20 protein-coding genes and 6 tRNA genes are annotated in these 24,879 nt (G+C 71.8%); 14 read left to right on the top strand and 12 right to left on the bottom strand.

The window, feature by feature from the left end; genetic code table 11:
- The first annotated feature begins 112 nt into the window (after nt 1–112).
- From hrpA to J7W19_RS15010, 3 genes are all read left to right on the top strand, one after another.
- Complete coding sequence (hrpA, locus tag J7W19_RS15000) at nt 113–4,051, top strand: ATP-dependent RNA helicase HrpA (RefSeq protein ID WP_004947855.1); 3,939 nt, start codon at nt 113–115, stop codon at nt 4,049–4,051.
- Nucleotides 4,052–4,156: 105 nt separating this feature from the next.
- Nucleotides 4,157–4,231: transfer RNA gene (locus J7W19_RS15005), tRNA-Asp, on the top strand.
- A 190-nt stretch (nt 4,232–4,421) separates the two neighbouring features.
- On the top strand, nt 4,422–4,631 hold the full coding sequence (locus J7W19_RS15010; RefSeq protein WP_004947853.1) for a DUF6274 family protein: 210 nt from the start codon (nt 4,422–4,424) through the stop codon (nt 4,629–4,631).
- Nucleotides 4,632–5,131: 500 nt separating this feature from the next.
- Here J7W19_RS15010 and bldC read toward each other — a convergent pair whose 3' ends face one another.
- Both bldC and J7W19_RS15020 read right to left on the bottom strand, forming a co-directional pair.
- On the bottom strand, nt 5,132–5,338 hold the full coding sequence (gene bldC, locus J7W19_RS15015; RefSeq protein ID WP_003980577.1) for a developmental transcriptional regulator BldC: 207 nt from the start codon (nt 5,336–5,338) through the stop codon (nt 5,132–5,134).
- Between the two features lie 475 nt (nt 5,339–5,813).
- Entirely contained in the window at nt 5,814–6,683 is an 870-nt protein-coding gene (locus tag J7W19_RS15020) for a hypothetical protein (protein ID WP_004947849.1), read from the bottom strand.
- A 202-nt stretch (nt 6,684–6,885) separates the two neighbouring features.
- Between J7W19_RS15020 and J7W19_RS15025 the strand changes: the two genes are divergently transcribed.
- Both J7W19_RS15025 and J7W19_RS15030 read left to right on the top strand, forming a co-directional pair.
- Nucleotides 6,886–8,019 carry a Leu/Phe/Val dehydrogenase gene (locus J7W19_RS15025; protein ID WP_004947847.1) on the top strand — a complete coding sequence of 378 codons (1,134 nt, stop codon included), beginning with the start codon at nt 6,886–6,888 and terminating at the stop codon, nt 8,017–8,019.
- A 377-nt stretch (nt 8,020–8,396) separates the two neighbouring features.
- Complete coding sequence (locus tag J7W19_RS15030; RefSeq protein WP_004947845.1) at nt 8,397–8,651, top strand: DUF3073 domain-containing protein; 255 nt, start codon at nt 8,397–8,399, stop codon at nt 8,649–8,651.
- Between the two features lie 76 nt (nt 8,652–8,727).
- Here J7W19_RS15030 and purM read toward each other — a convergent pair whose 3' ends face one another.
- From purM to J7W19_RS15050, 4 genes are all read right to left on the bottom strand, one after another.
- Nucleotides 8,728–9,825: a phosphoribosylformylglycinamidine cyclo-ligase gene (purM, locus tag J7W19_RS15035; protein ID WP_004947838.1), complete on the bottom strand. Its 1,098-nt coding sequence runs from the start codon at nt 9,823–9,825 to the stop codon at nt 8,728–8,730.
- A gap of 25 nt (nt 9,826–9,850) precedes the next feature.
- On the bottom strand, nt 9,851–11,368 hold the full coding sequence (purF, locus tag J7W19_RS15040; RefSeq protein ID WP_004947835.1) for an amidophosphoribosyltransferase: 1,518 nt from the start codon (nt 11,366–11,368) through the stop codon (nt 9,851–9,853).
- A 114-nt stretch (nt 11,369–11,482) separates the two neighbouring features.
- Entirely contained in the window at nt 11,483–12,316 is an 834-nt protein-coding gene (locus tag J7W19_RS15045) for a sterol carrier family protein (protein ID WP_004947832.1), read from the bottom strand.
- 37 nt (nt 12,317–12,353) lie between these two features.
- Entirely contained in the window at nt 12,354–13,016 is a 663-nt protein-coding gene (locus J7W19_RS15050) for a TetR/AcrR family transcriptional regulator (RefSeq protein ID WP_004947829.1), read from the bottom strand.
- A 79-nt stretch (nt 13,017–13,095) separates the two neighbouring features.
- Between J7W19_RS15050 and J7W19_RS15055 the strand changes: the two genes are divergently transcribed.
- Entirely contained in the window at nt 13,096–14,619 is a 1,524-nt protein-coding gene (locus J7W19_RS15055) for an MFS transporter (RefSeq protein WP_004947826.1), read from the top strand.
- 113 nt (nt 14,620–14,732) lie between these two features.
- On the opposite strand, the gene purL is transcribed toward J7W19_RS15055, so the two are convergent.
- The 3 genes from purL to purS are packed head-to-tail and all read right to left on the bottom strand — an operon-like array spanning nt 14,733 to nt 17,910.
- The gene (purL, locus tag J7W19_RS15060; protein WP_004947823.1) at nt 14,733–16,982 is read right to left on the bottom strand and encodes a phosphoribosylformylglycinamidine synthase subunit PurL; all 2,250 of its coding nucleotides are present in this window, start codon (nt 16,980–16,982) and stop codon (nt 14,733–14,735) included.
- Nucleotides 16,979–17,659, bottom strand: a complete 681-nt coding sequence (gene purQ / locus J7W19_RS15065; RefSeq protein ID WP_004947820.1) for a phosphoribosylformylglycinamidine synthase subunit PurQ — start codon at nt 17,657–17,659, stop codon at nt 16,979–16,981. The genes purL and purQ overlap by 4 nt, the downstream gene beginning before the upstream one ends.
- A complete protein-coding gene (gene purS / locus J7W19_RS15070; RefSeq protein ID WP_004947817.1) occupies nt 17,656–17,910 on the bottom strand; it encodes a phosphoribosylformylglycinamidine synthase subunit PurS in 255 nt (84 codons plus the stop codon). The genes purQ and purS overlap by 4 nt, the downstream gene beginning before the upstream one ends.
- Before the next feature lie 317 nt (nt 17,911–18,227).
- On the opposite strand from purS, the gene J7W19_RS15075 reads away from it, so the two are divergent.
- The 8 genes from J7W19_RS15075 (at nt 18,228) to J7W19_RS15110 (ending at nt 21,636) form a co-directional block, all read left to right on the top strand.
- A complete protein-coding gene (locus J7W19_RS15075; protein ID WP_004947814.1) occupies nt 18,228–18,545 on the top strand; it encodes a histone-like nucleoid-structuring protein Lsr2 in 318 nt (105 codons plus the stop codon).
- A 225-nt stretch (nt 18,546–18,770) separates the two neighbouring features.
- Nucleotides 18,771–18,842: transfer RNA gene (locus J7W19_RS15080), tRNA-Gly, on the top strand.
- Between the two features lie 44 nt (nt 18,843–18,886).
- Nucleotides 18,887–18,961, top strand: a tRNA-Gly gene (locus J7W19_RS15085).
- Between the two features lie 39 nt (nt 18,962–19,000).
- A tRNA-Gly gene (locus J7W19_RS15090) sits at nt 19,001–19,072 on the top strand.
- A 78-nt stretch (nt 19,073–19,150) separates the two neighbouring features.
- Nucleotides 19,151–19,226, top strand: a tRNA-Gly gene (locus J7W19_RS15095).
- Nucleotides 19,227–19,262: 36 nt separating this feature from the next.
- Complete coding sequence (locus J7W19_RS15100) at nt 19,263–20,927, top strand: histidine kinase (protein ID WP_233478110.1); 1,665 nt, start codon at nt 19,263–19,265, stop codon at nt 20,925–20,927.
- A 5-nt stretch (nt 20,928–20,932) separates the two neighbouring features.
- Nucleotides 20,933–21,529, top strand: a complete 597-nt coding sequence (locus J7W19_RS15105; protein ID WP_040890683.1) for a response regulator transcription factor — start codon at nt 20,933–20,935, stop codon at nt 21,527–21,529.
- Between the two features lie 34 nt (nt 21,530–21,563).
- Nucleotides 21,564–21,636: transfer RNA gene (locus tag J7W19_RS15110), tRNA-Gly, on the top strand.
- Between the two features lie 53 nt (nt 21,637–21,689).
- Here J7W19_RS15110 and J7W19_RS15115 read toward each other — a convergent pair.
- From J7W19_RS15115 to J7W19_RS15125, 3 genes are all read right to left on the bottom strand, one after another.
- The gene (locus tag J7W19_RS15115) at nt 21,690–23,084 is read right to left on the bottom strand and encodes a HAMP domain-containing sensor histidine kinase (RefSeq protein ID WP_004947807.1); all 1,395 of its coding nucleotides are present in this window, start codon (nt 23,082–23,084) and stop codon (nt 21,690–21,692) included.
- On the bottom strand, nt 23,081–23,809 hold the full coding sequence (locus tag J7W19_RS15120) for a response regulator transcription factor (protein WP_040890669.1): 729 nt from the start codon (nt 23,807–23,809) through the stop codon (nt 23,081–23,083). The genes J7W19_RS15115 and J7W19_RS15120 overlap by 4 nt, the downstream gene beginning before the upstream one ends.
- Nucleotides 23,810–23,908: 99 nt before the next feature.
- Nucleotides 23,909–24,811, bottom strand: coding sequence for a phosphoribosylaminoimidazolesuccinocarboxamide synthase (locus J7W19_RS15125; protein ID WP_004947805.1), 903 nt, complete (start codon nt 24,809–24,811; stop codon nt 23,909–23,911).
- Between the last annotated feature and the right edge of the window lie 68 nt (nt 24,812–24,879).

Raw genomic sequence — 24,879 nt, forward strand, 5'->3', positions numbered from 1 at the left:
TAGTCAGAAGGCCCCGATCCTAGGATCGGGGCCTTCTTCGTACGATCTCCCGCACCCCGCCGGGGAAATGCGTTCGCCGCTTCGTCCCGCCTGGTGCGATCCTGGGGTCCGTATGTCTACGCAGCCTGCCCTCACCCCTGCCGGCCTCGCCGCGCGCCTGTCCGAGCTGTCCCTGCGCGACGCGCAGCGGCTGGGCCGCAGGCTGGACGGCGCCCGCCGGATCCGCAAGCCCGAGGCCCGGGAGGCGGTCCTCGCCGAGATCGAGGCCGAGATCGGCCAGGCCGAGGAGCGCGTGGCGCGCCGCGCGGCCCGGGTGCCGGCCGTCACGTACCCCGAGCAGCTCCCGGTCAGCCAGAAGAAGGACGCGATCCTGGAGGCGATACGCGACCACCAGGTCGTCATCGTCGCGGGTGAGACCGGTTCCGGCAAGACCACGCAGATCCCCAAGATCTGCCTGGAGCTGGGCCGGGGCGTCCGGGGTCTGATCGGGCACACCCAGCCCCGCCGGATCGCCGCCCGCACGGTGGCGGAGCGGGTCGCGGAGGAGCTGCGGACGCCGCTGGGCGAGGCCGTCGGCTGGAAGGTCCGGTTCACCGACCAGGTCGGCCCGGACACCATGGTCAAGCTGATGACCGACGGCATCCTGCTGGCGGAGATCCAGACCGACCGCGAGCTGCGCCAGTACGACACGATCATCATCGACGAGGCCCACGAGCGCAGCCTCAACATCGACTTCATCCTGGGCTACCTCGCCCAGCTGCTCCCCCGCCGCCCCGACCTCAAGGTCGTGATCACCTCGGCGACGATCGACCCGGAGCGTTTCTCCCGGCACTTCGGCGACGCCCCGATCATCGAGGTCAGCGGCCGGACGTATCCGGTCGAGGTGCGCTACCGCCCGCTGCTGGAGGAGGACTCCGAGGACGCGGACCGCGACCAGATCACGGCGATCTGCGACGCGGTGGACGAGCTCCAGCGGGAGGGCGACGGCGACATCCTGGTCTTCCTCTCCGGCGAGCGGGAGATCCGGGACACGGCGGACGCGCTGGAGAAGAAGAAGCTGAGGTTCACGGAGATCCTGCCGCTCTACGCGCGCCTCTCCCACGCCGAGCAGCACCGCGTCTTCCAGCGCCACACCGGCCGCCGCATCGTCCTCGCGACGAACGTCGCCGAGACGTCGCTCACCGTGCCCGGTATCAAGTACGTGATCGACCCCGGCTTCGCCCGGATCTCCCGCTACAGCCACCGCACCAAGGTGCAGCGGCTGCCGATCGAACCGATCTCGCAGGCCAGCGCCAACCAGCGCAAGGGCCGCTGCGGCCGGACGAGCGACGGTGTCTGCATCCGGCTGTACTCGGAGGACGACTTCCTCTCCCGGCCGGAGTTCACGGACGCCGAGATCCTCCGCACCAACCTCGCCTCCGTCATCCTCCAGATGACCGCCGCCGGGCTCGGGGACATCGAGAAGTTCCCGTTCATCGACCCGCCGGACCGGCGCAACATCAAGGACGGCGTCGACCTGCTCCAGGAGCTGGGCGCGCTCGACCCGCAGCAGAAGGATGCGAAGAAGCGCCTGACGCCCCTCGGCCGCAAGCTGTCGCAGCTCCCCGTGGACCCCCGCCTCGCCCGCATGGTGCTGGAGGCGGACCGCAACGGCTGTGTCCGCGAGGTGATGGTGATCGCCGCCGCGCTGTCCATCCAGGACCCGCGCGAGCGGCCGTCGGAGAAGCAGCAGCAGGCGGACCAGCAGCACGCCCGGTTCAAGGACGAGACGAGCGACTTCCTCGCCTTCCTCAACCTCTGGCGCTATGTGCGCGAGCAGCAGAAGGCGCTGTCGTCCTCGGCGTTCCGCCGCATGTGCAAGTCGGAGTTCCTGAACTACCTGCGGATACGCGAGTGGCAGGACATCTACACGCAGCTGCGCACGGTCGCGAAGTCGATGGGCGTGCACCTGAACGACGAGGACGCGGCACCGGAGCGCGTCCACCAGTCGCTGCTCGCCGGCCTGCTCTCCCACCTCGGTCTGAAGGACACCGAGAAGAACGAGTACCTGGGCGCCCGCAGCGCCAAGTTCGCGATCTTCCCCGGTTCCGCCCTCTTCAAGAAGCCGCCGCGCTGGATCATGTCGGCGGAGCTGGTGGAGACGTCCCGGCTGTGGGCCCGGGTGAACGCCCGGATCGAGCCGGAGTGGATCGAGCCGCTCGCCCAGCACCTGGTGAAGCGCACCTACAGCGAGCCGCACTGGGAGCAGAAGCAGGCGGCCGTCATGGCGTACGAGCGGGTGACGCTCTACGGCGTGCCGATCGTGGCGCAGCGCAAGGTCAACTACGGCCGGATCGACCCGGAGACCAGCCGCGAGCTGTTCATCCGCAACGCGCTCGTCGAGGGCGACTGGAAGACCCACCACCAGTTCTTCCACGACAACCGCAAGCTCCTCGGCGAGGTCGAGGAGCTGGAGCACCGCGCCCGCCGCAGGGACATCCTGGTGGACGACGAGACGCTGTTCGACTTCTACGACCAGCGACTGCCCGAACACGTCGTGTCCGGCGCGCACTTCGACTCGTGGTGGAAGCACAAGCGGCGCGAGGAGCCGGGGCTGCTCGACTTCGAGCACTCCATGCTGATCAACGAGAACGCCGAGGCGGTCACCAAGGACGACTATCCGGACTCCTGGCGGCAGGGCCGGCTGAAGTTCCGGGTGACGTACCAGTTCGAGCCGGGGGCGGACGCGGACGGTGTGACGGTCCACATCCCGCTCCAGGTGCTCAACCAGGTCTCCCCGGAGGGCTTCGACTGGCAGATCCCGGGCCTGCGCGAGGACTTGGTGACGGAGCTGATCCGCTCGCTGCCGAAGCCGCTGCGCCGCAACTGCGTACCGGCGCCGAACTACGCGAAGCGCTTCCTCGACAGCACCGTCCCCGTGCAGGAGCCGCTGACCACCGCGCTCGCCCGCGAGCTGCACCGGATGACCGCCGTCCGGATCGAGCCGGACGACTTCGACCCGAGCCGCGTCCCCGACCACCTGAAGATCACCTTCCGGATCGTCGACGAGCGCAAGCGGAAGATCGCCGAGGACAAGGACCTGGAGGCGCTGCGCACCCGGCTGAAGCCGAAGACGCAGGCGGCCATCACCAGGGCCTTCGAGAAGGCCGCGACGGCCTCCGGGAGCGCCGCCGGGCCCGAGCAGCGGTCCGGGCTCACCCAGTGGACGATCGGGGCCCTGCCGCGCACCTTCGAGACCCGGCGCGCGGGACAGCCCGTCAAGGCGTACCCGGCCCTGGTCGACGAGGGCGCCTCGGTCGCCGTCCGCCTCTTCGACACCGAGGAGGAGCAGCGGCAGGCCATGTGGCGCGGCACCCGCCGCCTCATCCTGCTCAACCTGCCCTCCAATCCCGCCAAGTTCGCCCAGGACAAGCTGAGCAACCAGCAGAAGCTCGCCCTGTCCCGGAACCCGCACGGCTCCATCCAGGCCCTCTTCGAGGACTGCGTGGCCGGTGCGGCGGACAAGCTGATCGCCGGGCACGGCGGGCCCGCCTGGGACGAGGAGGGCTTCCGGAAGCTCTTCGACGCGGTCCGCGCGGACATCGTCGATGTGACGCTGGACACCATCCGCAAGGTCCAGGAGGTGCTGGCCGCCTGGCAGGCGTGCGAGCGCCGGCTGAAGGCCACCACCAGCCCCGTGCTGCTCACCTCCCTCACGGACATCAAGCAGCAGCTCGCGGAGCTGATCAAGCCCGGCTTCGTGACCGCCCACGGCGTCCGCCGGCTGCCCGACCTGCTGCGCTACCTGGTGGCCGTGGACCGGCGGCTGACCCAGCTCCCCACCAACGCGGAGCGGGACCGGGCGCGGCTGGCCAAGGTCAAGGAGATGCAGGACGAGCACGCGTGGCTGCTGGAGCAGTTCCCGAAGGGGCGCCCGGTGCCCCAGGAGGCCCTGGACATCCGCTGGATGATCGAGGAGCTGCGGGTGAGCTACTTCGCGCACGCGCTCGGCACGGCGTTCCCGGTCTCGGACAAGCGCATCGTGAAGGCCATCGACGCCCTCGCGCCCTGACCCGGGGAGCCCATCGGGGCGGCCCCGGGAAGGCGAGTTCGACCGCACCCCCTGACCTGCTGTAGAGTCTTGCCACGCAGCACCGCGAAGGCGGGAAAGCAGCAAGGTCCTGTGGAGCAGTTTGGAGTGCTCGCCACCCTGTCAAGGTGGAGGCCGCGGGTTCAAATCCCGTCAGGACCGCATCGGAAGAGGCCCGTTCTCCGCGAGGAGAGCGGGCCTCTTCGCGTGTCGCGCAACGGCCCGCCGCCTGGCCGAAACCGGCCCCTCCCCCGCGCCTCCGGCCGATGGCCGAGGCCACCCGCCCGTCCCGCACCGCTCCTTGACGGCGACACGTGCCAGGGGTACCCAGTCAGTGGGAGGTGCGCGCCCGATGACCACGACCAGCCCGACCGCCACGCCCCGGCACGAGACGGGGGCGCTGCTGCGAGCCCACCTCTCGGCGTCCGTCCGCTACCGCCATCTGACCCGTCACTGCGCAGTCTGCCACCGGCTGCTGCGGCTGGCCCTGGAGACCGCGCCCGGCGGCCCCGCGGGCGTCCAGGGCGGCCCGGGGAGCACCGCGGAGGGCCCGGCGGCATGACGGACGGCGTGGGTCCCCGAAACGGCGGACGACCGGCCGTACGGTACGGACGTAGGACCGGCGACGACGCACCGCGGCCGGCCTTTCCCGAGAACAGACGGGACGGTCGGCTTCTCTATACCGGCCCGGTCACAGGCGGCAACCTCGGGGCGCTGTGACGGGAGTCACCGAAAGAGTTACGGGGATGACGGAACTCACGCCCCGGTCATCACCGGTCAATTTAATATGTGCAATTGCACCGGCCGCTCAACCATTCCCGAATGGGAGCCGGCGGTACGCCCGGGGGTTCCGCGGCGCGGCACGGATCCGGAAGCGGGCACAAAAAAGACCGCGCTGGACCCGGCGGAGCCCAGCGCGATCGACGACGTCACCCGTTCCGGGCGCGGATCCCTGTTGGGGGCAGTTCTCCGCAGTCGTGTGGTGCCTGGTGGAACGTGTGGAGCTGAGGGTGGGCGGTCACCGGGTTGGGGGCCCCGGAAAACGCCCGGTCATACGGTGGTTCAGGACTCGCTGCGCTGCTGCGGGATGCCTGCCAGCAGCGCCCGGACCTCCGCCTCGCGGTAACGGCGGTGGCCTCCGAGCGTACGGATCGACGTGAGCTTGCCTGCCTTCGCCCACCGCGTGACCGTCTTCGGGTCCACGCGGAACATCGTGGCAACCTCAGCCGGGGTCAACAGCGGCTCGGCATCAGGGGTGCGAGCGGTCATGAGCGGCCTCCTCGGGAGAACCGAGTTCAGGATCGGTTCTTTCCTCTAAATTCTGCACCTTGACCCGCGTTGCCCGAAATGGCGGACGCGGGCCGAGTCGGTTATAGGACGAACGGCTTGTCCTCGGCACTACAACTACACCATCTGTCCAGCCACGTCGGCCAAACCGATGGAATTGCCCTCTCAGGTGTTCAACCTCGACGGAAGCCGATGGACCATGCCATAGCGGACAGTCACGCCACCGTGACGATCAGTCACAGCGGGATCAGGGGTCACCAGACCCGCCAAGGAGTGCAATACCGATCCATCCACCCTTACTCGGACGGAAGGAGTCCTTCCCGGACTCCTTGTCCTATTTTGCCACGAGGGTGGGCGATGGGCGCAAGACCTGACGTAAGTGCGTTAGATCACGGTTGTGGCAATTGGCCGGATCAGGACCTAGGTCCTGGATTCCCTAATCCCCCGCCGCCACCGGTCAGTTCGCGTACTGACGGTCCCGTACCGCGCGCCAACGCTCCGTCAGCCGCTCGTACGCCTCGCCCGCCCGGACGCCGTCCCCGGCCCGGAGCGCGGCCAGGCCCTCCGCCGTGTCCGCCGCGGAGCGGTCGTCGGCGAGCCGTGCCTCCGGCACCATATGCACCAGCCCGCCGTAGTCCAGCTCCACCAGGGACCGCGGATGGAACTCTTCCAGCCATCTGCCCACGTCCACCAGGCCGTCGATCAAGGGCCCCTCCTCGATGGCGTCCCGCAGCGTGCGCAGTCCGCGGGCCACCCGCCGCCGGGCCTCCACCATCGCCGTCCGGTAGCGGAGCACCAGCCCCTCCCGCACCGGGCCGCCGGGGCCGCCGGCCGTCTCCGACGCCTTGCCGTACTCGCGTTCCTCGTCGGAGAAGAGTACGAACCAGCGCAGCGGCACCTGCCAGGTGGCCGTCCTGATCCACGGCCGGGCGTCGGGGTTGCGCTCCAGCCACCGGGCGTAGTCCGCCTCGGCCTGGCGCCGCACCACCGGCGGCAGCACCGCGTCGAGCACCGGCCCGGGGAACCGCTCGGCGAGCTCCTCCAGGGCCAGCCAGCCGCGCAGCCGGGTGCGCCAGGGGCAGACGCAGACGACGCCGTCCCGGACGGCCACGAAGGCGTCGCCGCTCTCGTGCACCGGGACCGGCACCGGCGGGGTGGGCAGCAAGTCGGCGAGCGAGCGCCGGAGTTCGTCCTGCGCGGTGGGGAGCGTCGCGCGCCGGGCGTACTCCTCCCAGTACCGGCGCTCGGCCCGCGGGAAGGCGCTCAGCGGCTCGTAGACCCGCAGATAGGCCGCGTACGGGACGGTCACCGACGACGCCAGACCCACGCTCGCTCCCTCAAGCAGCAGGACACCTCGGGGGGCCGTGCGGACCTCCCCGTACGGAGCGAATCGTCCCACGGGACGGGGGCCCGGGAGAGTGATCCTCGGCACCGGACCCGTACGCGGGACCGCCAGGCCCTACCCTCGTGCCAACCGGCCCTCCTCCACCCCCGGGAGGGCGAAGCGCGAGACATATGGAGTCACCACCGTGACTGACGTACGTCCCACCTCCGAAGCCGAGTCCGAGAGCGTGCTGCACACCCTGTTCGGCTCCGAACTCGGCGGGCACGAGCAGGTCGTGCTCTGCCAGGACCGCGAGACCGGCCTCAAGGCCGTGATCGCCCTCCACTCCACCGCCCTGGGCCCGGCGCTCGGCGGCACCCGCTTCCACCCCTACGCCTCCGAGGAGGAGGCCGTCCGCGACGCCCTCAACCTCGCGCGCGGCATGTCGTACAAGAACGCGCTGGCGGGCCTGGAGCACGGCGGCGGGAAGGCCGTGATCATCGGCGACCCGGACGCGATCAAGACCGAACAACTGCTGCTCGCCTACGGCCGGTTCGTGGCCTCTCTCGGCGGCCGCTATGTCACCGCGTGCGACGTCGGCACGTACGTGCGGGACATGGACGTCGTCGCCCGCGAGTGCCGCTGGACCACCGGCCGCTCGCCCGAGAACGGCGGCGCCGGCGACTCCTCGGTGCTCACCGCGTTCGGCGTCTTCCAGGGCATGCGGGCCGCGGCGCGCACCCAGTGGGGCGAGCCCACGCTGCGCGGCCGGCGGGTCGGCGTGGCCGGGGTCGGCAAGGTCGGGCGCTACCTGGTGCAGCACTTGGTGGAGGACGGCGCGGAGGTGGTGGTCACCGACGTCAAGCAGGCCGCCGTCGAGGCGATCATCGAGAAGTTCCCGCAGGTCACGGCCGTTTCAGACAGTGACGTCCTGGTGCGCTCGCCGCTCGACGTCTACGCTCCCTGCGCCCTCGGCGGGGCCCTCGACAACGCGACGGTCGCGGCCCTCACGGCGACCGTCGTCTGCGGCGCGGCCAACAACCAGCTCGCCCACCCGGGGGTCGAGAAGGACCTCGCCGACCGCGGCATCCTCTACGCCCCCGACTACGTGGTGAACGCCGGTGGCGTCATCCAGGTCGCGGAGGAGCTCAAGGGCTTCGACTTCGACCGGGCGAAGGCCAAGGCGGCCAAGATCTACGACACCACGCTGGCCATATTCGAGCGGGCGGCGGCGGACGGCATCCCGCCCGCGGCGGCAGCCGACCGGCTCGCCGAGCAGCGGATGGCGGAGGCGCGCGGCAGCCGGACGGCCGGGGTCCCGCGCCAGGTACGGCAGTGACGCCCGGGGCGGCGGGGTCGGCAGGGAGATAGCCGGCGCCCGGCCCGTCCGTTCGGGTGGTCGGGGCCCGCACAGTGGTCCCCACAGAGCGGGCCGCCGGGGGCGGTGGGGGACGGCAAGCGAGACATCCCTCACCACCCCTCGGCGGGTCGCCGGGCGGGACGGGTTAAAATCGCAGCTGACCAGCGGGGACGGGGCGCCCTTAAGGTTGTGCTCCGTGGCACGTCATGCGGGCGACGTACCGTATGGCCGCGGAAGCAGGTACCGTTGAAGTCCTACAGGCCGGATTCCCCTGCGGGAATCCGCTCTGACTCATGACAGTGAACGCGTGTCAAGACTCTGGGGCCGTCGAGCCCCGTAATTGAGGGGGTCGAGCCATGGGGCGCGGCCGGGCCAAGGCCAAGCAGACAAAGGTCGCCCGCCAGCTGAAGTACAACAGCGGTGGGACCGACCTCTCACGCCTGGCCAACGAGCTGGGCGCATCGCCGGTAAAGCAGCCGCCGAACGGTGAGCCGCTCGACGATGAGCTGGACGACGACCCGTACGCTCAGTACGCGGCGCGTTACAACGACGAGGACGACGAGGACGAGCAGCACTCGTCCGGGCAGTCCGCTTACCGTCGCCGCGCTTGACGCGATAACGCGATAGCTTTCTCCGACCCGGTCCGGGGCCCTGCCCCGGACCGGGTTCTGTGCTGCCCGGGGCCGGTCAGGCCGCGCGGTCGCCGCTGGTGCCGCCGTCACCGTAGTCCCCGTTGAGCACCGCGGCCTCGGCATGGTCGCCGCGCTCGGTGATCTCGCCGGCGACCCAGGACTCGACGCCCCGGTCGGCCAGTGTGGTCAGGGCGGCGTCGACCGACTCCGCGGGCACGACGGCCATCATGCCGACGCCCATGTTGAGGGTCTTCTCCAGTTCCGCCCGCTCGACCCCGCCGACCTCGCCGACCAGGGTGAACACCGGGTCCGGCGTCCAGGTCGCGCGGTCGATCCCCGCGTGCAGGTGGTCCGGGATCACCCGGGCGAGGTTGTTGGCGAGACCGCCGCCGGTGATGTGCGAGAAGGCGTGCACCTCGGTCGTCCGGGTGAGCGCCAGGCAGTCCAGCGAGTAGATCCGGGTCGGCTCCAGCAGCTCCTCACCGAGGGTGCGGCCGAGCTCGGGGACCTCGCGGTCCAGCGACCAGCCGGCCCGGTCGAGGAGCACATGGCGTACCAGCGAGTACCCGTTCGAGTGAAGTCCGGAGGAGGCCATCGCGATGACGACGTCACCCGGACGGACCCGCTCGGCGCCGAGCAGCCGGTCGGCCTCGACGACACCGGTGCCCGCGCCCGCGACGTCGAACTCGTCCGCGCCGAGCAGTCCGGGGTGCTCGGCGGTCTCGCCGCCGACCAGCGCGCAGCCGGCGAGGGTGCAGCCCTCGGCGATGCCCTTGACGATCGCGGCGACCCGCTCGGGGTAGACCTTGCCGACGCAGATGTAGTCGGTCATGAACAGCGGCTCGGCGCCGCAGACCACGAGGTCGTCGACGACCATGCCGACCAGGTCGTGGCCGATGGTGTCGTAGACGCCCATGCGGCGAGCGATGTCCACCTTGGTGCCGACGCCGTCGGTGGCGGAGGCCAGCAGGGGGCGCTCGTAGCGCTTGAGGGCGCTGGCGTCGAAGAGGCCGGCGAAGCCGCCGAGGCCGCCGACGACCTCGGGGCGGGTGGCCTTCTTCACCCATTCCTTCATGAGTTCGACGGCGCGGTCGCCCGCCTCGATGTCGACGCCCGCGCTCGCGTAGCTGGCACCGGTGGTCTCGGATGACATAGTCCTGAGAACTTTCGTGTCGTTCTTACGGGCGGCGCAGGGCGTCCGCGGCGTCGTGGCCGCCTGCGAGCTCGGTCTCCAGCAGGTGCTTGCCGAGCAGCTCGGGGTCGGGCAGCTCCATCGGGTACTCGCCGTCGAAGCAGGCGCGGCAGAGGTTCGGCTTGGCGATGGTGGTCGCCTCGATCATGCCGTCGATGGAGATGTACGCCAGGGAGTCGGCGCCGAGGGACTTGCCGATCTCGTCGACCGTCATGCCGTTGGCGATCAGCTCGGCGCGGGTGGCGAAGTCGATGCCGAAGAAGCAGGGCCACTTGATCGGCGGGGACGAGATCCGGATGTGGACCTCGGCGGCGCCGGCCTCGCGGAGCATCCGGACCAGGGCGCGCTGGGTGTTCCCGCGGACGATGGAGTCGTCCACGACGACCAGGCGCTTGCCGCGGATGACCTCCTTCAGCGGGTTGAGCTTCAGCCGGATGCCGAGCTGGCGGATGGTCTGGCTGGGCTGGATGAAGGTCCGGCCGACGTAGCTGTTCTTGACCAGGCCGGCGCTGTACGGGATCCCGCTGGCCTCGGCGTAGCCGACGGCGGCGGGGGTGCCGGACTCCGGGGTCGCTATGACGAGGTCGGCCTCGGCCGGGGCCTCGGCGGCGAGCCGGCGGCCCATCTCCACCCGGGAGAGGTAGACGTTGCGGCCCGCGATGTCGGTGTCGGGGCGGGCCAGGTAGACGTACTCGAAGACGCAGCCCTTGGGGCGGGCCTCGGCGAACCGGCTGGTCCGGACGCCGTTCTCGTCGATGGCGACGAGCTCGCCGGGCTCGACCTCGCGGACGAAGGCCGCGCCGACGATGTCCAGGGCGGCGGTCTCGGAGGCGACCACCCAGCCGCGCTCCAGGCGGCCGAGGACCAGCGGGCGGATGCCCTGCGGGTCGCGGGCGGCGTAGAGGGTGTGCTCGTCCATGAAGACGAGCGAGAAGGCGCCCTGGACGGCGGGGAGGACCTTGGCGGCCGACTCCTCGACGGTCAGCGGCTTGCCGTCGTCGTCGGTCTGGCCGGCGAGCAGGGCGGTGACCAGGTCCGTGTCGTTGGTCGCGGCGACCTGGGTGGCCCGGCCGCCGTCGCGCGGCAGCGCGGCGACCATCTCGGCCAGCTCGGCCGTGTTGACCAGGTTGCCGTTGTGACCGAGGGCGATGGAGCCGTGGGCGGTCGCGCGGAAGGTCGGCTGGGCGTTCTCCCACACCGAGGCCCCGGTGGTGGAGTACCGGGCGTGGCCCACGGCGATATGGCCGCTCAGTGAGCCGAGGGAGGTCTCGTCGAAGACCTGGGAGACCAGGCCCATGTCCTTGAAGACCAGGATCTGGGAGCCGTTGCTCACCGCGATGCCCGCGGACTCCTGTCCACGGTGCTGCAGCGCATACAGCCCGAAATAGGTGAGTTTGGCGACCTCTTCACCCGGAGCCCAGACACCGAAGACGCCGCAAGCGTCCTGGGGGCCCTTCTCGCCGGGGAGCAGGTCGTGGTTGAGTCGTCCGTCACCACGAGGCACACCTCGAGTCTATGGCAGGGACGACGTTCATCCGAACCGGGGACGACCGGGGATGGCTCACACCACGGACAGCGACGCCCCGTCACAGCCCAGGGGCTTGGAACGCACGCTCTGTCAGCCGAACAAAGGGAGTTGTCCGGACAGATCGGCCCGTTCGCCGCTCGCGCTGACCAGCGCGTCCTCGACGGCGGCGGCCCAGTCGGCGCGCCCGGAGGCCAGCCGGATCCAGGTCAGCGGGTCGGTCTCGACGACGTTCGGCGGGGTGCCGCGGGTGTGCCGGGGGCCCTCGACGCACTGGACGACGGCGAACGGCGGGATCCGGACCTCCACCGAGCCGCCGGGTGCCGCGGCAGCCAGCGCGTCGGCCAGCAGCCGGGTGACGGTGGCCAGGGCCTGCCGGTCGTGGGCGACGGCCAGGCCGGTGGCCGCGGCGAGGTCGTCGGCGTGCACGACGGCCTCCAGCAGGCGGGTGAGCGTGTAGTCCGCGACGGTCATGGGGCCGAGCACGGTGGCGAGCGGCGCGGCGGGGTCGGCGTCCGCGACGGCCGTGGAGAGCCGGTCCGCGGCCTCGTCCAACCGGGCGGCGACGGCGGCCGGTTCGTCGCCCAGGGCGCGGGAGGCGGTCGTCGCGGCGACGGCGACGGAGTCGGCCCCCGAGCGGGCGGCGGCGAGGTATCCCCGCAGGTCAACGCGGGTTTCGGCGGGCCCGGGCGCGGGCTCGGCGAGGCGGACGGGCAGGGACTCCAGGGCGATGGCCAGGTGGGCGATCAGGTCGCGGACCGTCCAGTCGCCCAGCCGGGTGGGCGCCGCCAGCGACGCGGCCGCGCCAGGGCCCTCGCAGAGGGCGGTCACCGCCCGGCGCAGGGCGGTCAACTGCCCGTCCAGGGCGGCCCGCACCTTGGCGGGGTCGTAGGTGCGGGGCTTCGGTTTGCGCTGGGCGGCGGTCATGGGGCGAGCGTAACCAGCGGGGGCCGTGGTGGAGGTTTCAGCCGGCCGTGTCCGGGCGTACCGCTCCGTAGTCGCCGAGACCGAACTCCAGCGAGTCGAAGGCCCGTTCCGCCAGCGCCTTCGCGTCGTCGACGAAGGAGGCGGCGGGCTCCCCGGCCAGCAGGCGGCGGTGGTTGAGGGCCACGAGGGAGTAGCGGAGGCCGATGAGCTGGCCGGCGATGACGTGGGCCAGCTCGGGGTCGTCCGGGGTGACGTTCGCCGCCAGTTCCTCGGCGAGCAGCCGTTCGCTGCGGTGGGCGATCTCCCGGGCGCGGGCGAAGAGGACGGGGGTCTCGATGATCAGCCGGCGCATCCGCAGGACGAACGGTTCGTCGCTCATCCCGACCGCCGGTTCGAACGCGTCGACGGCGGCGAGGAACTGCCGGCGCACCGCGTGGACCACGGACTCGCCGGGCGCGCGCTCACGGACCGCGCGGGCGACGTCGCCGACGTGGTCCTCCAGGGCACCGACGAGGATGTCCTCTTTGCTGCCGCAGTAGTTGAAGACCGTCATCTTCGAGACCTCGGCGGCGGCGGCGATCTCGGCGACCGAGACCTTGTCGTAGCCGCGCTCCTCGAAGAGTTCGACGGCGACCCGCATCAGCTTGCGGCGGGTCTGGAGCTTCTTGCGTTCCCGCAGTCCCGGCTGCCCTTGCGTCATAACAGGACTGTACCAGGATGAAATTTGAGCCCGGCAAAAGAATTGACCAGGTACACGTTCGTGGTCCAGGCTGTCCCGCATGACCGCACCCCTGACCGCCGCCCGGCGGCGCATCGGCTTCGCCGTCTGCCTCGTGACGATGCTGCTGGCCGTGCTCGACCAGAACATCGTCTCGGCCGTCACCGTCCCCATCGCCCGGGACCTCGACCCCGTCCACGGCATCGACCGGATCCCCTGGCTCATCACCGCGTTCGCCCTCGCCGCCACCGCCGCCCTGCCGCTCTACGGCAAGCTCTGCGACACCCTCGGGGCCAAGCGGGTCTTCCTGGGCGCGGTCGCGATCTTCCTGGCCGGCTCGGCGCTCTGCGGCGCGGCCGGCTCGATGGAGTGGCTCATCGCCTTCCGCGCCGTGCAGGGCGTCGGCGGCGGCGGGCTGATGAGCGTCACCATGGTCGTCATCGCCCAGTTGAAGGACCCCGCGCGGAAGGGCGCCGCCAGGGGCTCCGCCGTCGGCGGGCTCGTCGCCGGGGCCGGCATGGCGCTCGGCCCGCTGCTCGGCGCGTACCTGGCCGACCACGCGGACTGGCGCTGGATCTTCTACGTCAACCTGCCCATCGGCGTCGCCGTACTGGCCGTCGCCGCGGTGGTCCTGGACCTCCCCGTCCCCGGCGCCCGGCACCGCCTCGACTACCTCGGCGCCGCGCTGGCCGCCGCCTTCTCCATCGCGCTGCTGCTGGTCACCGAGTGGGGCGGCCGGAAGTACGCCTGGGGGTCACCGGTCGTGCTGGGGCTGATCGGCGGGGCCGCGGTGCTGCTGGCGCTGTTCCTGTGGCGGCAGGCCACGGCGGCCGAACCGGTGCTGCCGCTCGGGCTGTTCCGGGTGCGGACGGTGCGGGTCGCCTTTGCCGTGCAGGCGCTTTCCGGGGTGGCGATGATGGGGTCGATCGTCTACGTGATGCTGTATTTGCAGGTCGCGCGGGGTGTCGATCCCACTGATGCCAGTCTCTTCATGCTGCCCTTGGCCCTTGGGCTGACCGCCGTCGGGCTGCTGACCGCCCGGCTGGGCTGGTTGCCGCGCACAACGGTGCTGTCCGGGTCGGTGTGCGCCGGCCTCGCCATGGGGCTGCTGGCGCTGTCCGGTACGGGGACGGATCTGTGGGCCGTGCGGGGCGAGATGCTGCTCCTGGGGGTCGGGTTCGGGCAGCTTCTCGGGCAGCTCATCGTCATGGTGCAGCAGGCCGTGCCGGTGCGGCGGCTCGGTGTCGCCACCACGGGGATCCGCTTCTTCCAGACGCTGGGCGGGGCGCTGGGAACCGCCTTGTTCGGGACGGTGCTCGCTCGGGTGTACGCGGCGGAGGGGCCGGGTGGGTCGGCGAGCGGGATCGCGGCTTTGCGTGGCGGCGAACGCGCCGATGCGGTCGCGGCGTTCACGTCCGCGGTGGATGTGGTGTTCCTGTGCGCGGCGGGGGCGATGGCGCTGGCGTTGGTTCTGGCGTTGCGGCTGCCACGGGGTGCGGTGGAGGAGGAGAGCCCCGGTCCCGCCCTTTCACCGTTTCCCGGGGCACACCCCGGACCCCGCAGCAACGCGGCTGCGCCGCGTTAGTCCTCAAACGCCGGACGGGCTATTCAGCCCGTCCGGCGTTTGAGGACAACCGCGCGGAGCGCGGTTTCAGGGGTGCGGGGGCTTGCCCCCGCACGAAACGGTGAAGGGACCCCCTACCCGAACAGCCCCGGCAGCGTCCCCTCGTGCGCCTCGCGCAGTTCCGCCAGCGGCAGCTCGAAGTGGCCCTGGACCTCCAGGGACTCACCGTCGACGACGCCGATCCGCGTCGCGGGCAAGCCCCGCGCCCCGCACATGTCCGTGAAGCGGAGCTCCTCGCTGCGCGGTACGGAGACGACCGCGCGGCCCGCGGACTCCGAGAACAGGAAGGTGAACGCGTCGAGGCCGTCCGGGACGACCAGGCGCGCGCCCTTCCCGCCGCGCAGGCAGGACTCGACGACCGCCTGGACGAGGCCGCCGTCGGACAGGTCGTGGGCGGCGTCCACCATCCCGTCCCGCGACGCCGAGATCAGGATCTCGGCGAGGAGCTTCTCCCGGGCCAGGTCCACGGCCGGCGGCAGGCCGCCGAGGTGGTCGTGGATCACCTGGGACCAGGCGGAGCCGCCCAGTTCGTCCTTGGTGTCGCCCAGGAGGTAGAGGAGCTGGCCCTCCTCGGCGAACGCCATCGGCGTGCGGCGGGCGACGTCGTCGATGACGCCCAGCACGGCCACGACGGGCGTCGGGTGGATGGCGGTCTCGCCGGTCTGGTTGTAGAGCGAGACGTTGCCGCCGGTCACCGGCGTCCCCAGCTCCAGGCAGCCGTCCGCGAGGCCGCGCGTGGCCTCGGCGAACTGCCACATGACGCCCGGGTCCTCCGGGGAACCGAAGTTGAGGCAGTTGGAGATCGCCAGCGGACGGGCGCCGGTGGCGGCCACGTTGCGGTACGACTCCGCCAGCGCCAGCTGCGCGCCCGCGTACGGGTCGAGCTTGGCGTAGCGGCCGTTGCCGTCCGTGGCGACGGCGACGCCGAGGCCGGTCTCCTCGTCGATCCGGACCATGCCGGAGTCCTCGGGCTGCGCGAGGACGGTGTTGCCCTGCACGAAGCGGTCGTACTGGCCGGTGATCCAGGACTTGGACGCCTGGTTCGGGGACGCGACGACCTCGAGGACCTGGGCGCGCAGTTCCTCGGCCGTCTCCGGCCGGGGCAGCTTGTTCGCGTCGTCGGCCTGGAGGGCGTCCTGCCACTCGGGGCGGGCGTAGGGCCGCTCGTAGACCGGGCCCTCGTGGGCGACCGTGCGCGGCGGGACGTCGACGATCTGCTCGCCGTGCCAGAAGATCTCCAGCCGCTCGCCGTCGGTGACCTCACCGATGACGGTGGCGATGACGTCCCACTTCTCGCAGATCTCCAGGAAGCGGTCGATCTTGCCGGGTTCGACGATCGCGCACATGCGCTCCTGCGACTCGCTCATGAGGATCTCCTCGGGCGAGAGCGTCGCGTCGCGCAGCGGGACGGTGTCGAGTTCGACGCGCATGCCGCCGGAGCCGGCGCTCGCCAGCTCGCTGGTGGCGCAGGAGAGGCCGGCGCCGCCGAGGTCCTGGATGCCCTCGACGAGGTCCTCGCGGAAGAGTTCCAGGGTGCACTCGATGAGGAGCTTCTCCTGGAAGGGGTCGCCGACCTGGACGGCGGGCCGCTTGGCGGGGCCGGTCGAGTCGAACGTCTCGGAGGCGAGGACGGAGACGCCGCCGATGCCGTCGCCGCCGGTGCGGGCGCCGTAGAGGACGACCTTGTTGCCGGTGCCGGACGCCTTGGCGAGGTGGATGTCCTCGTGCTTCATCACGCCCACGCAGAGCGCGTTGACCAGCGGGTTGCCCTGGTAACAGGGGTCGAAGACGACCTCGCCGCCGATGTTGGGCAGGCCCAGGCAGTTGCCGTAGCCGCCGATGCCCGCGACGACGCCCGGCAGGACGCGCTTGGTGTCGGGGTGGTCGGCGGCGCCGAAGCGCAGCGGGTCCATCACGGCGACCGGGCGGGCGCCCATCGCGAGGATGTCGCGGACGATGCCGCCGACGCCGGTGGCCGCGCCCTGGTAGGGCTCGATGTACGACGGGTGGTTGTGCGACTCCACCTTGAAGGTGACCGCGTAGCCCTGGCCGACGTCGACGACGCCGGCGTTCTCGCCGATGCCGACGAGGAGGGCGTCGTTTTCCGGGGCCTTCTCGCCGAACTGGCGGAGGTGGACCTTGCTGCTCTTGTACGAGCAGTGCTCGGACCACATCACGGAGTACATGGCGAGCTCGGCGCCGGTGGGGCGGCGGCCGAGGATGGCGCGGATGCGCTCGTACTCGTCCTGCTTGAGCCCGAGTTCGGCCCAGGGCTGTTCGACGTCGGGGGTTTCGGTGGCGTGCTTGACCGTGTCGAGCGTCATGACGTGACCAGCTTCTTGAGGATCGACGTGAAGAAACCGAGGCCGTCGGTGCGGCCCGTGCCGATCAGCGGCTCGACCGCGTGCTCGGGGTGCGGCATCAGGCCGACGACGTTGCCGGCGGCGTTGGTGATGCCGGCGATGTCGCGGAGCGAGCCGTTGGGGTTGCCGTCCAGGTAGCGGAAGACGACCCGGCCCTCGGCCTCCAGCTCGTCCAGGGTCCGCTCGTCGGCCACGTAGCGGCCGTCGATGTTCTTCAGCGGGACGGAGATCTCCTGGCCCGCCTCGTAGTCGGCCGTCCAGGCGGTGTCCGCGTTCTCGACGCGGAGCTTCTGGTCGCGGCAGATGAAGTGCAGGTGGTTGTTGCGGAGCATCGCGCCGGGCAGCAGGTGGGTCTCGGTGAGGACCTGGAAGCCGTTGCAGATGCCGAGGACGGGCATCCCCGCCTTCGCCTGCTCGATGACGGTCCCCATCACCGGCGAGAACCGGGAGATGGCGCCGGCCCGCAGGTAGTCGCCGTAGGAGAAGCCGCCGGGCAGGACGACCGCGTCGACCTGGTGGAGGTCCTTGTCGCGGTGCCAGAGGGGGACGGGCTCCAGTCCGGCGATGCGGACGGCGCGCTGGGTGTCGCGGTCGTCGAGGGTGCCGGGGAAGGTGACGACCCCTACGCGTGCCGTCACGAGCCGGCCTGCTCGACTCGAACGGTGAAGTCCTCGATCACGGTGTTGGCGAGAAACGTTTCCGCCATCTCGTGGATCCGGGCGAGGGCGGCGTCGTCGACCGGGCCCTCCACCTCGAGTTCAAAGCGCTTGCCCTGACGGACGTCGGCGATCCCCTCGAAGCCCAGGCGTGGCAGCGCGCGCTGCACCGCCTGCCCCTGCGGGTCGAGGATCTCCGGCTTGAGCATGACGTCGACTACGACGCGTGCCACTGGCACTCCCGGTGGTGTGGTGCGTGAGCTGAAGCGGTGAGGCCAGCGTACCGCCCTGAAAAATCTACGCGGGTAGATATCATGAGCGCTCCGAGCGCTTTACCGCGCCCTCTCCGCCGGGCCCCGTCGAAAAAATCCGGGAAAAACCCCGGAAGACCACACGGTTCCCATTGCACCCGGGCGGGCGGACGGAATTAACTGGGCCCCGTCAGGCAATACCCTTTGCGGAACCTCGGAAAAGGCATTGCCCGAGAACCACCTAAACCCATGCATCGCCGCAGGTCAGCGCGGCGGTACAGGCTGAAAGGACCCATTCCGTGGCGCAGCGTGTGGTAGTGACGCTCTTTGATGACATCGACGGGGGCGAGGCCGCGGAGACCGTCACCTTCGGCATCGACGGCAAGTCGTACGAGATCGACCTCAGCACCGCCAATGCGAAGAAACTCCGGCACGCGCTGGAGCCTTACCTGGAGGCCGGGCGGAAGCGCTCCCGTTCCGGGAAGGCGTACCGCCGCACCTCCGTCGAGCCGGACCCGGCGGCCGTCCGGGCCTGGGCCCGCTCGCACGGCATGGACGTGCCGCCGCGGGGCCGGATCCCGAAGAAGGTCTACGAGGCGTTCGAGGCCGCGAACTGACGACCGGGGCAGGGCCTCGGCGGCGGGGGCGGCGCGGCCGGCGCCGCCCTCCCCCGGGCCCCCCGCAGGGGTGAACCGCGCCCCGCCCTCCGGGGCCGGGCGTCCGGATCCGGCCACCCCTCAGATTCCGGCCCCCGCACCGGATTTGCATTCACCCCCGCATGATCCGCTAGAGTCTGGAGCACGCCGAGGGGCGAGGCCGAAAGGCCGAACCCCACGAGACGCGCGGGTGTAGCTCAGTAGTAGAGCGCCCCCTTTCCAAGGGGGAGGCGCAGTGTGCGATCCCTGTCACCCGCTCTCGCCGTTCATCGGTTCGCTTCGGCGGTCCGATGGGTGGACGCGCGGGTGTAGCTCAGTAGTAGAGCGCCCTCTTTCCAAGGGGGAGGCGCAGTGTGCGATTCCTGTCACCCGCTCCAGCCGTTCATCGGCCACATTCGTGGCCGGAGGATGGTCTCGCGGGTGTAGCTCAGTAGTAGAGCGCCCCCTTTCCAAGGGGGAGGCGCAGTGTGCGATCCCTGTCACCCGCTCTCATCGCTCGTCCCGACCACTCCGGTGGATCAGGTAGAGTGGTGTTCGCACCGCCCGGTGAAGCCGGTCGGGAGCATGCGGACGTAGCTCAGTTGGTAGAGCGCAACCTTGCCAAGGTTGAGGTCGCGAGTTCGAGCCTCGTCGTCCGCTCCAGAGAAAGACCCCGGTCCCCGTGACCGGGGTTTTTTCATGCCCGAGGACAGGGGGTCGATCATGAGGGCCGCGGGGGCCAGGGGTGTCACAGGGGTCCGGACGCGCGTCGGCGGCTGGCGGGGGCGGAGCAGGATCGCCCAGGTCGACAGCTATATGCGATGGACGCTGTATCTGCTGCCCGGCCTCTTCCCGCTCGGCCCCACCCTCGCCTTCCTCGGCGACTCCGGCGCCCACCGAACCGGTGACGCCGTCCTGCTGCTGCTCGGCTGGGCACAGTGCGGTGTGGGCGTGGTCCTCTTCCGGCAGGCGCTGGAGCACTACCGGATGCGGCACCCCGCGCCCTGGCGGTGGATCGTCCTCTCCGGTGCCCTCCTCTTCCTCTCCGTGATCCAGTTGATCGCCCTGGTGCGGGCGGACGGTCCGGAGCACCTCACGTCACGGCCCACCGTGCTGATGGGCGGAGCGCTGATCTTTTTCGGCGCCCTCAGCCTGCTGGCGCCCCGGGTGCGGACGTATCTGTGGTGGTGCCTGCTGGGCGGTGTCGGGGCGGCCGTCGCCGTCCTGCCGTTCGGTGGCCGGCTGCCCGGCGCGGTGATCACCGCGGTGATGGTCTGGGCCGCCGCCCTGTGGGCGCTGGCCACCGTGCGCAGCACGGGCTGGATGCTGGCGGTGATGTGGGAGGCGGAGAACGCCCGGACCGTGCAGGCGCGGCTGGCCGTCGCGGAGGAACGGCTGCGCTTCGGCCGGGACATGCACGACGTCCTCGGGCGCAACCTCACCGTGATCGCCCTCAAGAGCGAGCTCGCGGCCGAGCTGGCCCGCCGCGGATCGCCGGCCGCGCTGGAGCAGATGGCCGAGGTGCAGCGGGTCGCGCGGGACGCCCAGCGCGACATGCGCGAGCTGGTGCGCGGCTACCGGCGGGCGGACCTGCACACCGAACTCGCCGGGGCGCGCGGCGTGCTGGGCGCGGCGAGGATCGCCTGCCGCGTCAACGACGCCTCGGGGGACGCGCTGCCGGACGCGGTGCAGTCCGTGCTGGCGTGGGTGGTCCGCGAGGGCACGACGAACGTGCTGCGGCACGCGGACGCGCGGCGCTGCACGATACGGCTGCGGGTAGCCGGGCCCTTGGCGGTGCTGGAGATGGAGAACGACGGGGCCTTGGGCGGGACGGGCGATTCGCGGGACGCAGACGGGACTGGCGGTACGGGCGGTACCGGACTGGCCGGGCTGCGTGAGCGGGTGAGGGCGCTCGGCGGCACGGTGGAGGCCGGGCACCGGGCCCGGGGGGTGTTCCGGCTGACGGTGGTGGTGCCGCTGGCGGCGGTGGAGGTGCCGCCGGTGGCGGAAGAGGGCCCTTCGGCGGGCGTCGCGGGGGCGGACGTTCCGGTGTCCGGCGCTCCCGTGGCGGATGTTCCGGCGGCCGGCGTTCCGGCGGCGGACTCTCCCATGACGGACGTTCCCCCGGCCGGCGTTCCGACGGCGGACTCTCCCATGACGGACGTTCCCCCGGCCCACGTTCCGACGGCGGACGCTCCCGTGCCCGTCGGTGACAGGCCGTATGCCGCGGCCGTCCGGACACCCGAGGCGGAACGGCCGGCGGACCGGGAGGGAGCGGTGGCCGGCGGACGAGGCGTGGGCCGGGAGCCGGATGCCCCGCCGGAGACCGCCGCCCTCACCCGGTACCGAGGAGGAAACGCGTGATCACCCTGCTGCTCGCCGACGACGAACACCTCATCCGGGGCGCGCTCGCCGCCCTGCTGGGGCTGGAGGACGATCTCCGGGTGGTGGCGGAGGCCGCCTCGGGGACGGAGGCGATCGCCATGGCGCGGGCGTACCGGCCCGATGTGGCGGTCCTGGACCTCCAGATGCCGGGGGCGGACGGTGTGACAGTGGCCACAGCCCTGCGGGCCGACGTCCCGGACTGCCGCACCATGATCGTGACGGGGCACGGGCGGCCCGGGCATCTGAAGCGGGCCCTGGAGGCGGGCGTCCGGGGGTTCGTCCCGAAGACCGTCTCGGCCCGGCGGCTCGCCGAGATCATCCGTACCGTGCACGCGGGAAGCCGTTACATCGACCCGGAGTTGGCGGCCGACGCGATCAGCGCGGGCGACTCGCCGCTGACCGCGCGGGAGGCCGAACTGCTGGAACTGGCGGAGGACGGGGCGCCGATCGCGGAGATCGCGGAGCGGGCCCGGCTGACGCCGGGGACGGTCCGGAACTACCTCTCCGCGGCGGCCGCGAAGCTGGGTGCGGAGAACCGGCACGCGGCGGCGCGCATCGCACGGTCCCAGGGTTGGCTATAGTGGTACCCGCACCGCACGGAAACGCGCGGGGCATGCGGACGTAGCTCAGTTGGTAGAGCGCAACCTTGCCAAGGTTGAGGTCGCGAGTTCGAGCCTCGTCGTCCGCTCAGCGTGAAGGCCCCGGTCCTGGTGACCGGGGCCTTCGTCGTATGCCGGCGGTTCACCCGGGGGCCGGGAAGCGCAGGCGGAAGAGCGCGCCCGGGCCGCTCGGCGGGCGTTCCGCCGTGAGTTCCGCGCCGTGCGCGCGGGCGATCTGCCGGGCCATGGCCAGCCCGAGCCCCGAACCGGGCAGGGCGCGGGCCTGCCGGGAGCGGTAGAAGCGGTCGAAGACGTGCGGCCGGTCCTCGTCGGAGATGCCGGGTCCGTGGTCGCGGACGGTGAGCTCGACCGCGTCGGGGCGCCGGTCCAGGCGGACCTCGACGGCGGCGCCGGGCGGGCTGAACTTGGCGGCGTTGTCCAGCAGGTTGGCCAGCAGCCGGGCGAGCCGGGCGGGGACGCCGGGCACGGTGACGTCCGCCACGTCCCCGGTGCGCAGGGTGAAGGGCGTGGCCGGCCAGTGACCGCGCGCCGCGGCCACGCAGCTCTCCGTGAGCAGGTCGAGCCGTACCCGCTCGACGAGTTGGCGCGGTTCCTCGTCGCGGGCCAGCTCGATCAGGTCGTTGACGAGACCGGTCACCTCGCGGAGCTGGCGCCCGAGGGCGCCGGCCGCTCGGTCGCGCTGGGCGGGGGTGAGCCGCTCGGCGCGGGCGAGGAGTTCGGCGTTGGTGCGCAGCGCGGTGAGCGGGGTGCGCAGTTCGTGGGAGGCGTCGGCGACGAGGCGGCGCTGGGCGGCGACCGCGTCCTCCAGTTCGGCCAGCATGGTGTTGAAGCTGGTGGCGAGCCGGGTGATCTCGTCCCGCGAGTCCTGGGGCCGCTCCTCGTCCGGCGGCAGGGTGATCCGGTGGGCCGGGTCGCGGGTGGCAGCGATGCGTTCGGCGGTGGCGGTGAGCCGGGACACCGGGCGCAGGGCGGTCCGCGACGCGGCGTAGCCGAGGCCGGCGGCCAGCAGCACCCCGGCGCCGCCGACCGCGCCGAGCAGCAGTCCGGCCTGTTCCACGCCCTTCTCGACGGTGTCCGAGCGGACCGCGACCTGGAGGGCGCGGCCGTGGCCGAGCGGGGTGGTGAGCATCCGCAGCGAGCGGCCGTCGCGGACGATGTCGCTGTAGTGCGCGCCGAGGGTGCCGGCGGCGACGCGGCGGGTGGCGCCGGTGACGGGCAGCACCAGGCCGCGCTGGCCGGGCGCGGCCGGGTCGGCGGGCACGACCTGGGCGCAGGCGGGCGCGGCCAGCCAGGCGCACTCGGCGTAGAGCACGCCGGTTCCGCTGGTGCGCGCCTGCTGGGCGAGGGTGCCGGACTGCTGCTTGAGCTGGAGGTCGAGCTGGTTCCTGATCTCGTAGCGGATCACCACGTAGGCGGCGGCGAGGACGCCCAGCGCGACGAGCGCCACGGCGGCGGAGGTCACGACGGCCAGGCGGGTGCGCAGCGGGCGGCGGCGGAACGGCTTGGGGATCCTCACGGTGCGGCCAGCCGGTAGCCGATGCCGTGGACGGTGTGCAGGAGGCGGGGCGCGCCGCCCGCCTCCAGCTTGCGGCGCAGGTAACCGATGTAGACGGAGAGGGAGTTGGACTCGGGGCCGAAGTCGGCGCCCCAGACGTGCTGCTGGATGGTGTCGCGGGGCAGCACCTGGCCGGGGTGGCGGAGGAACAGTTCCAGCAGGGTGAACTCGGTGCGGGTGAACTCCAGGGGCGTCCCGCCGCGCTCGCCGGTGCGGGTGGCGGGGTCCACGGTGAGGTCGGCGTACCCGAGCAGGCCGGCCGCGTCCCCGGGCCCGTCGGCGGCGCCGGCCGGGCCGGGTGCGGCGCGGCGCAGCAGGGCGCGCAGCCGCGCCAGCAGCTCGTCGAGGGCGAACGGTTTGACGAGGTAGTCGTCGGCCCCGGCGTCCAGGCCCGCGACGCGGTCGGAGACGGCGTCGCGGGCGGTGAGGACGAGGATGGGCGTGCGGTCGCCGAGTTCGCGCAGCCGACGGCAGACGGCGAGGCCGTCGAGGACGGGCATGGCGAGGTCGAGGACGATCGCGGCGGGCGGGGCGGCGGCCACGGCGGACAGGGCCGCGAGCCCGTCGGCGGCGTCGCGGACGTCGTAGCCCTCGACGGCGAGGCCGTCGACGACGGCGGCGCGGACGTCGGGGTCGTCGTCGACGACGAGCACGGCGGGACCGGCGGGTGGGACAGGAGCGGCCATGGTGCCCCACTGTGGCAGAGGGAGTCTGAGAGACCTCTTAGGACTCTGCTGTAGTCGGCGGACGGGCCGGTCCGGGCCCGCCCGTGCCCTTCCGGCCCGTCACGTCCAGCGGGTGAGCGTCAGCCGCTCGTACGCCTCCACGTAGCGGGAGCGCGTCTGCTCGACGACGTCCTCCGGCAGCGGGGGCGGCGGCAGGTGGCCGTGCCGGTCCCAGCCGGCGGCGGGCGAGGTCAGCCAGTCGCGGATGTACTGCTTGTCGAACGACGGCTGCGGGCGGCCCGGCTGCCACTGGTCGGCGGGCCAGAAGCGGGAGGAGTCCGGGGTCAGAACCTCGTCCGCGAGGATCAGCTCGCCGTCCTCGGCCCGGCCGAACTCGAACTTGGTGTCGGCCAGCACGATCCCGCGGTCGCGGGCGATGCCCCGGGCGCGGTCGTAGACGGCGAGGGTGATCTGGCGGAGTTCGGCGGCCGTCTCGGCGCCGACGCGCCGGGCCACCTCCTCGTAGGAGACGTTCTCGTCGTGCTCGCCGACCTCCGCCTTGGTGGCGGGGGTGAAGATCGGCGAGGGGAGTTCGGCGCCGTCGGTCAGGCCCTCGGGGAGGGCGAGGCCGCAGACGGTGCGGGTCTGCTCGTACTCGCGCAGCCCGGAGCCGGCGAGGTGGCCGCGGGCCACGCACTCGACGGGGAGCATGTCGAGGGAGCGGCAGACGAGCGTCCGGCCCGCCCAGTCGGCGGGGGCGCCGGGCGGCAGCTCGGTGGAGAGGACGTGGTGCGGGACCAGGTCGGTGAGGCGGTCGAACCACCAGAGGGAGAGCTGGGTGAGGATGCGGCCCTTGTCCGGGATCTCGGTGGGCAGCACCCAGTCGTAGGCGGACATGCGGTCGCTGGCGACCATCACCAGCCGGCCTTCCGCGTCCCGGTAGAGGTCGCGCACCTTGCCGGTGTGCAGATGCACAAGGCCCGGCACCTCGACAGGTTCGGGCTTCTCGACGAATCCGGACACGCGTCCTCCTGGTGGTTTGTCCAAACGCCTCGATTCTGCCGTATACGCCTGCCCGGCCGGAGCGGGGG

Source organism: Streptomyces mobaraensis NBRC 13819 = DSM 40847 (assembly GCF_017916255.1).
GTDB classification, from domain to species: Bacteria; Actinomycetota; Actinomycetes; order Streptomycetales; family Streptomycetaceae; genus Streptomyces; species Streptomyces mobaraensis.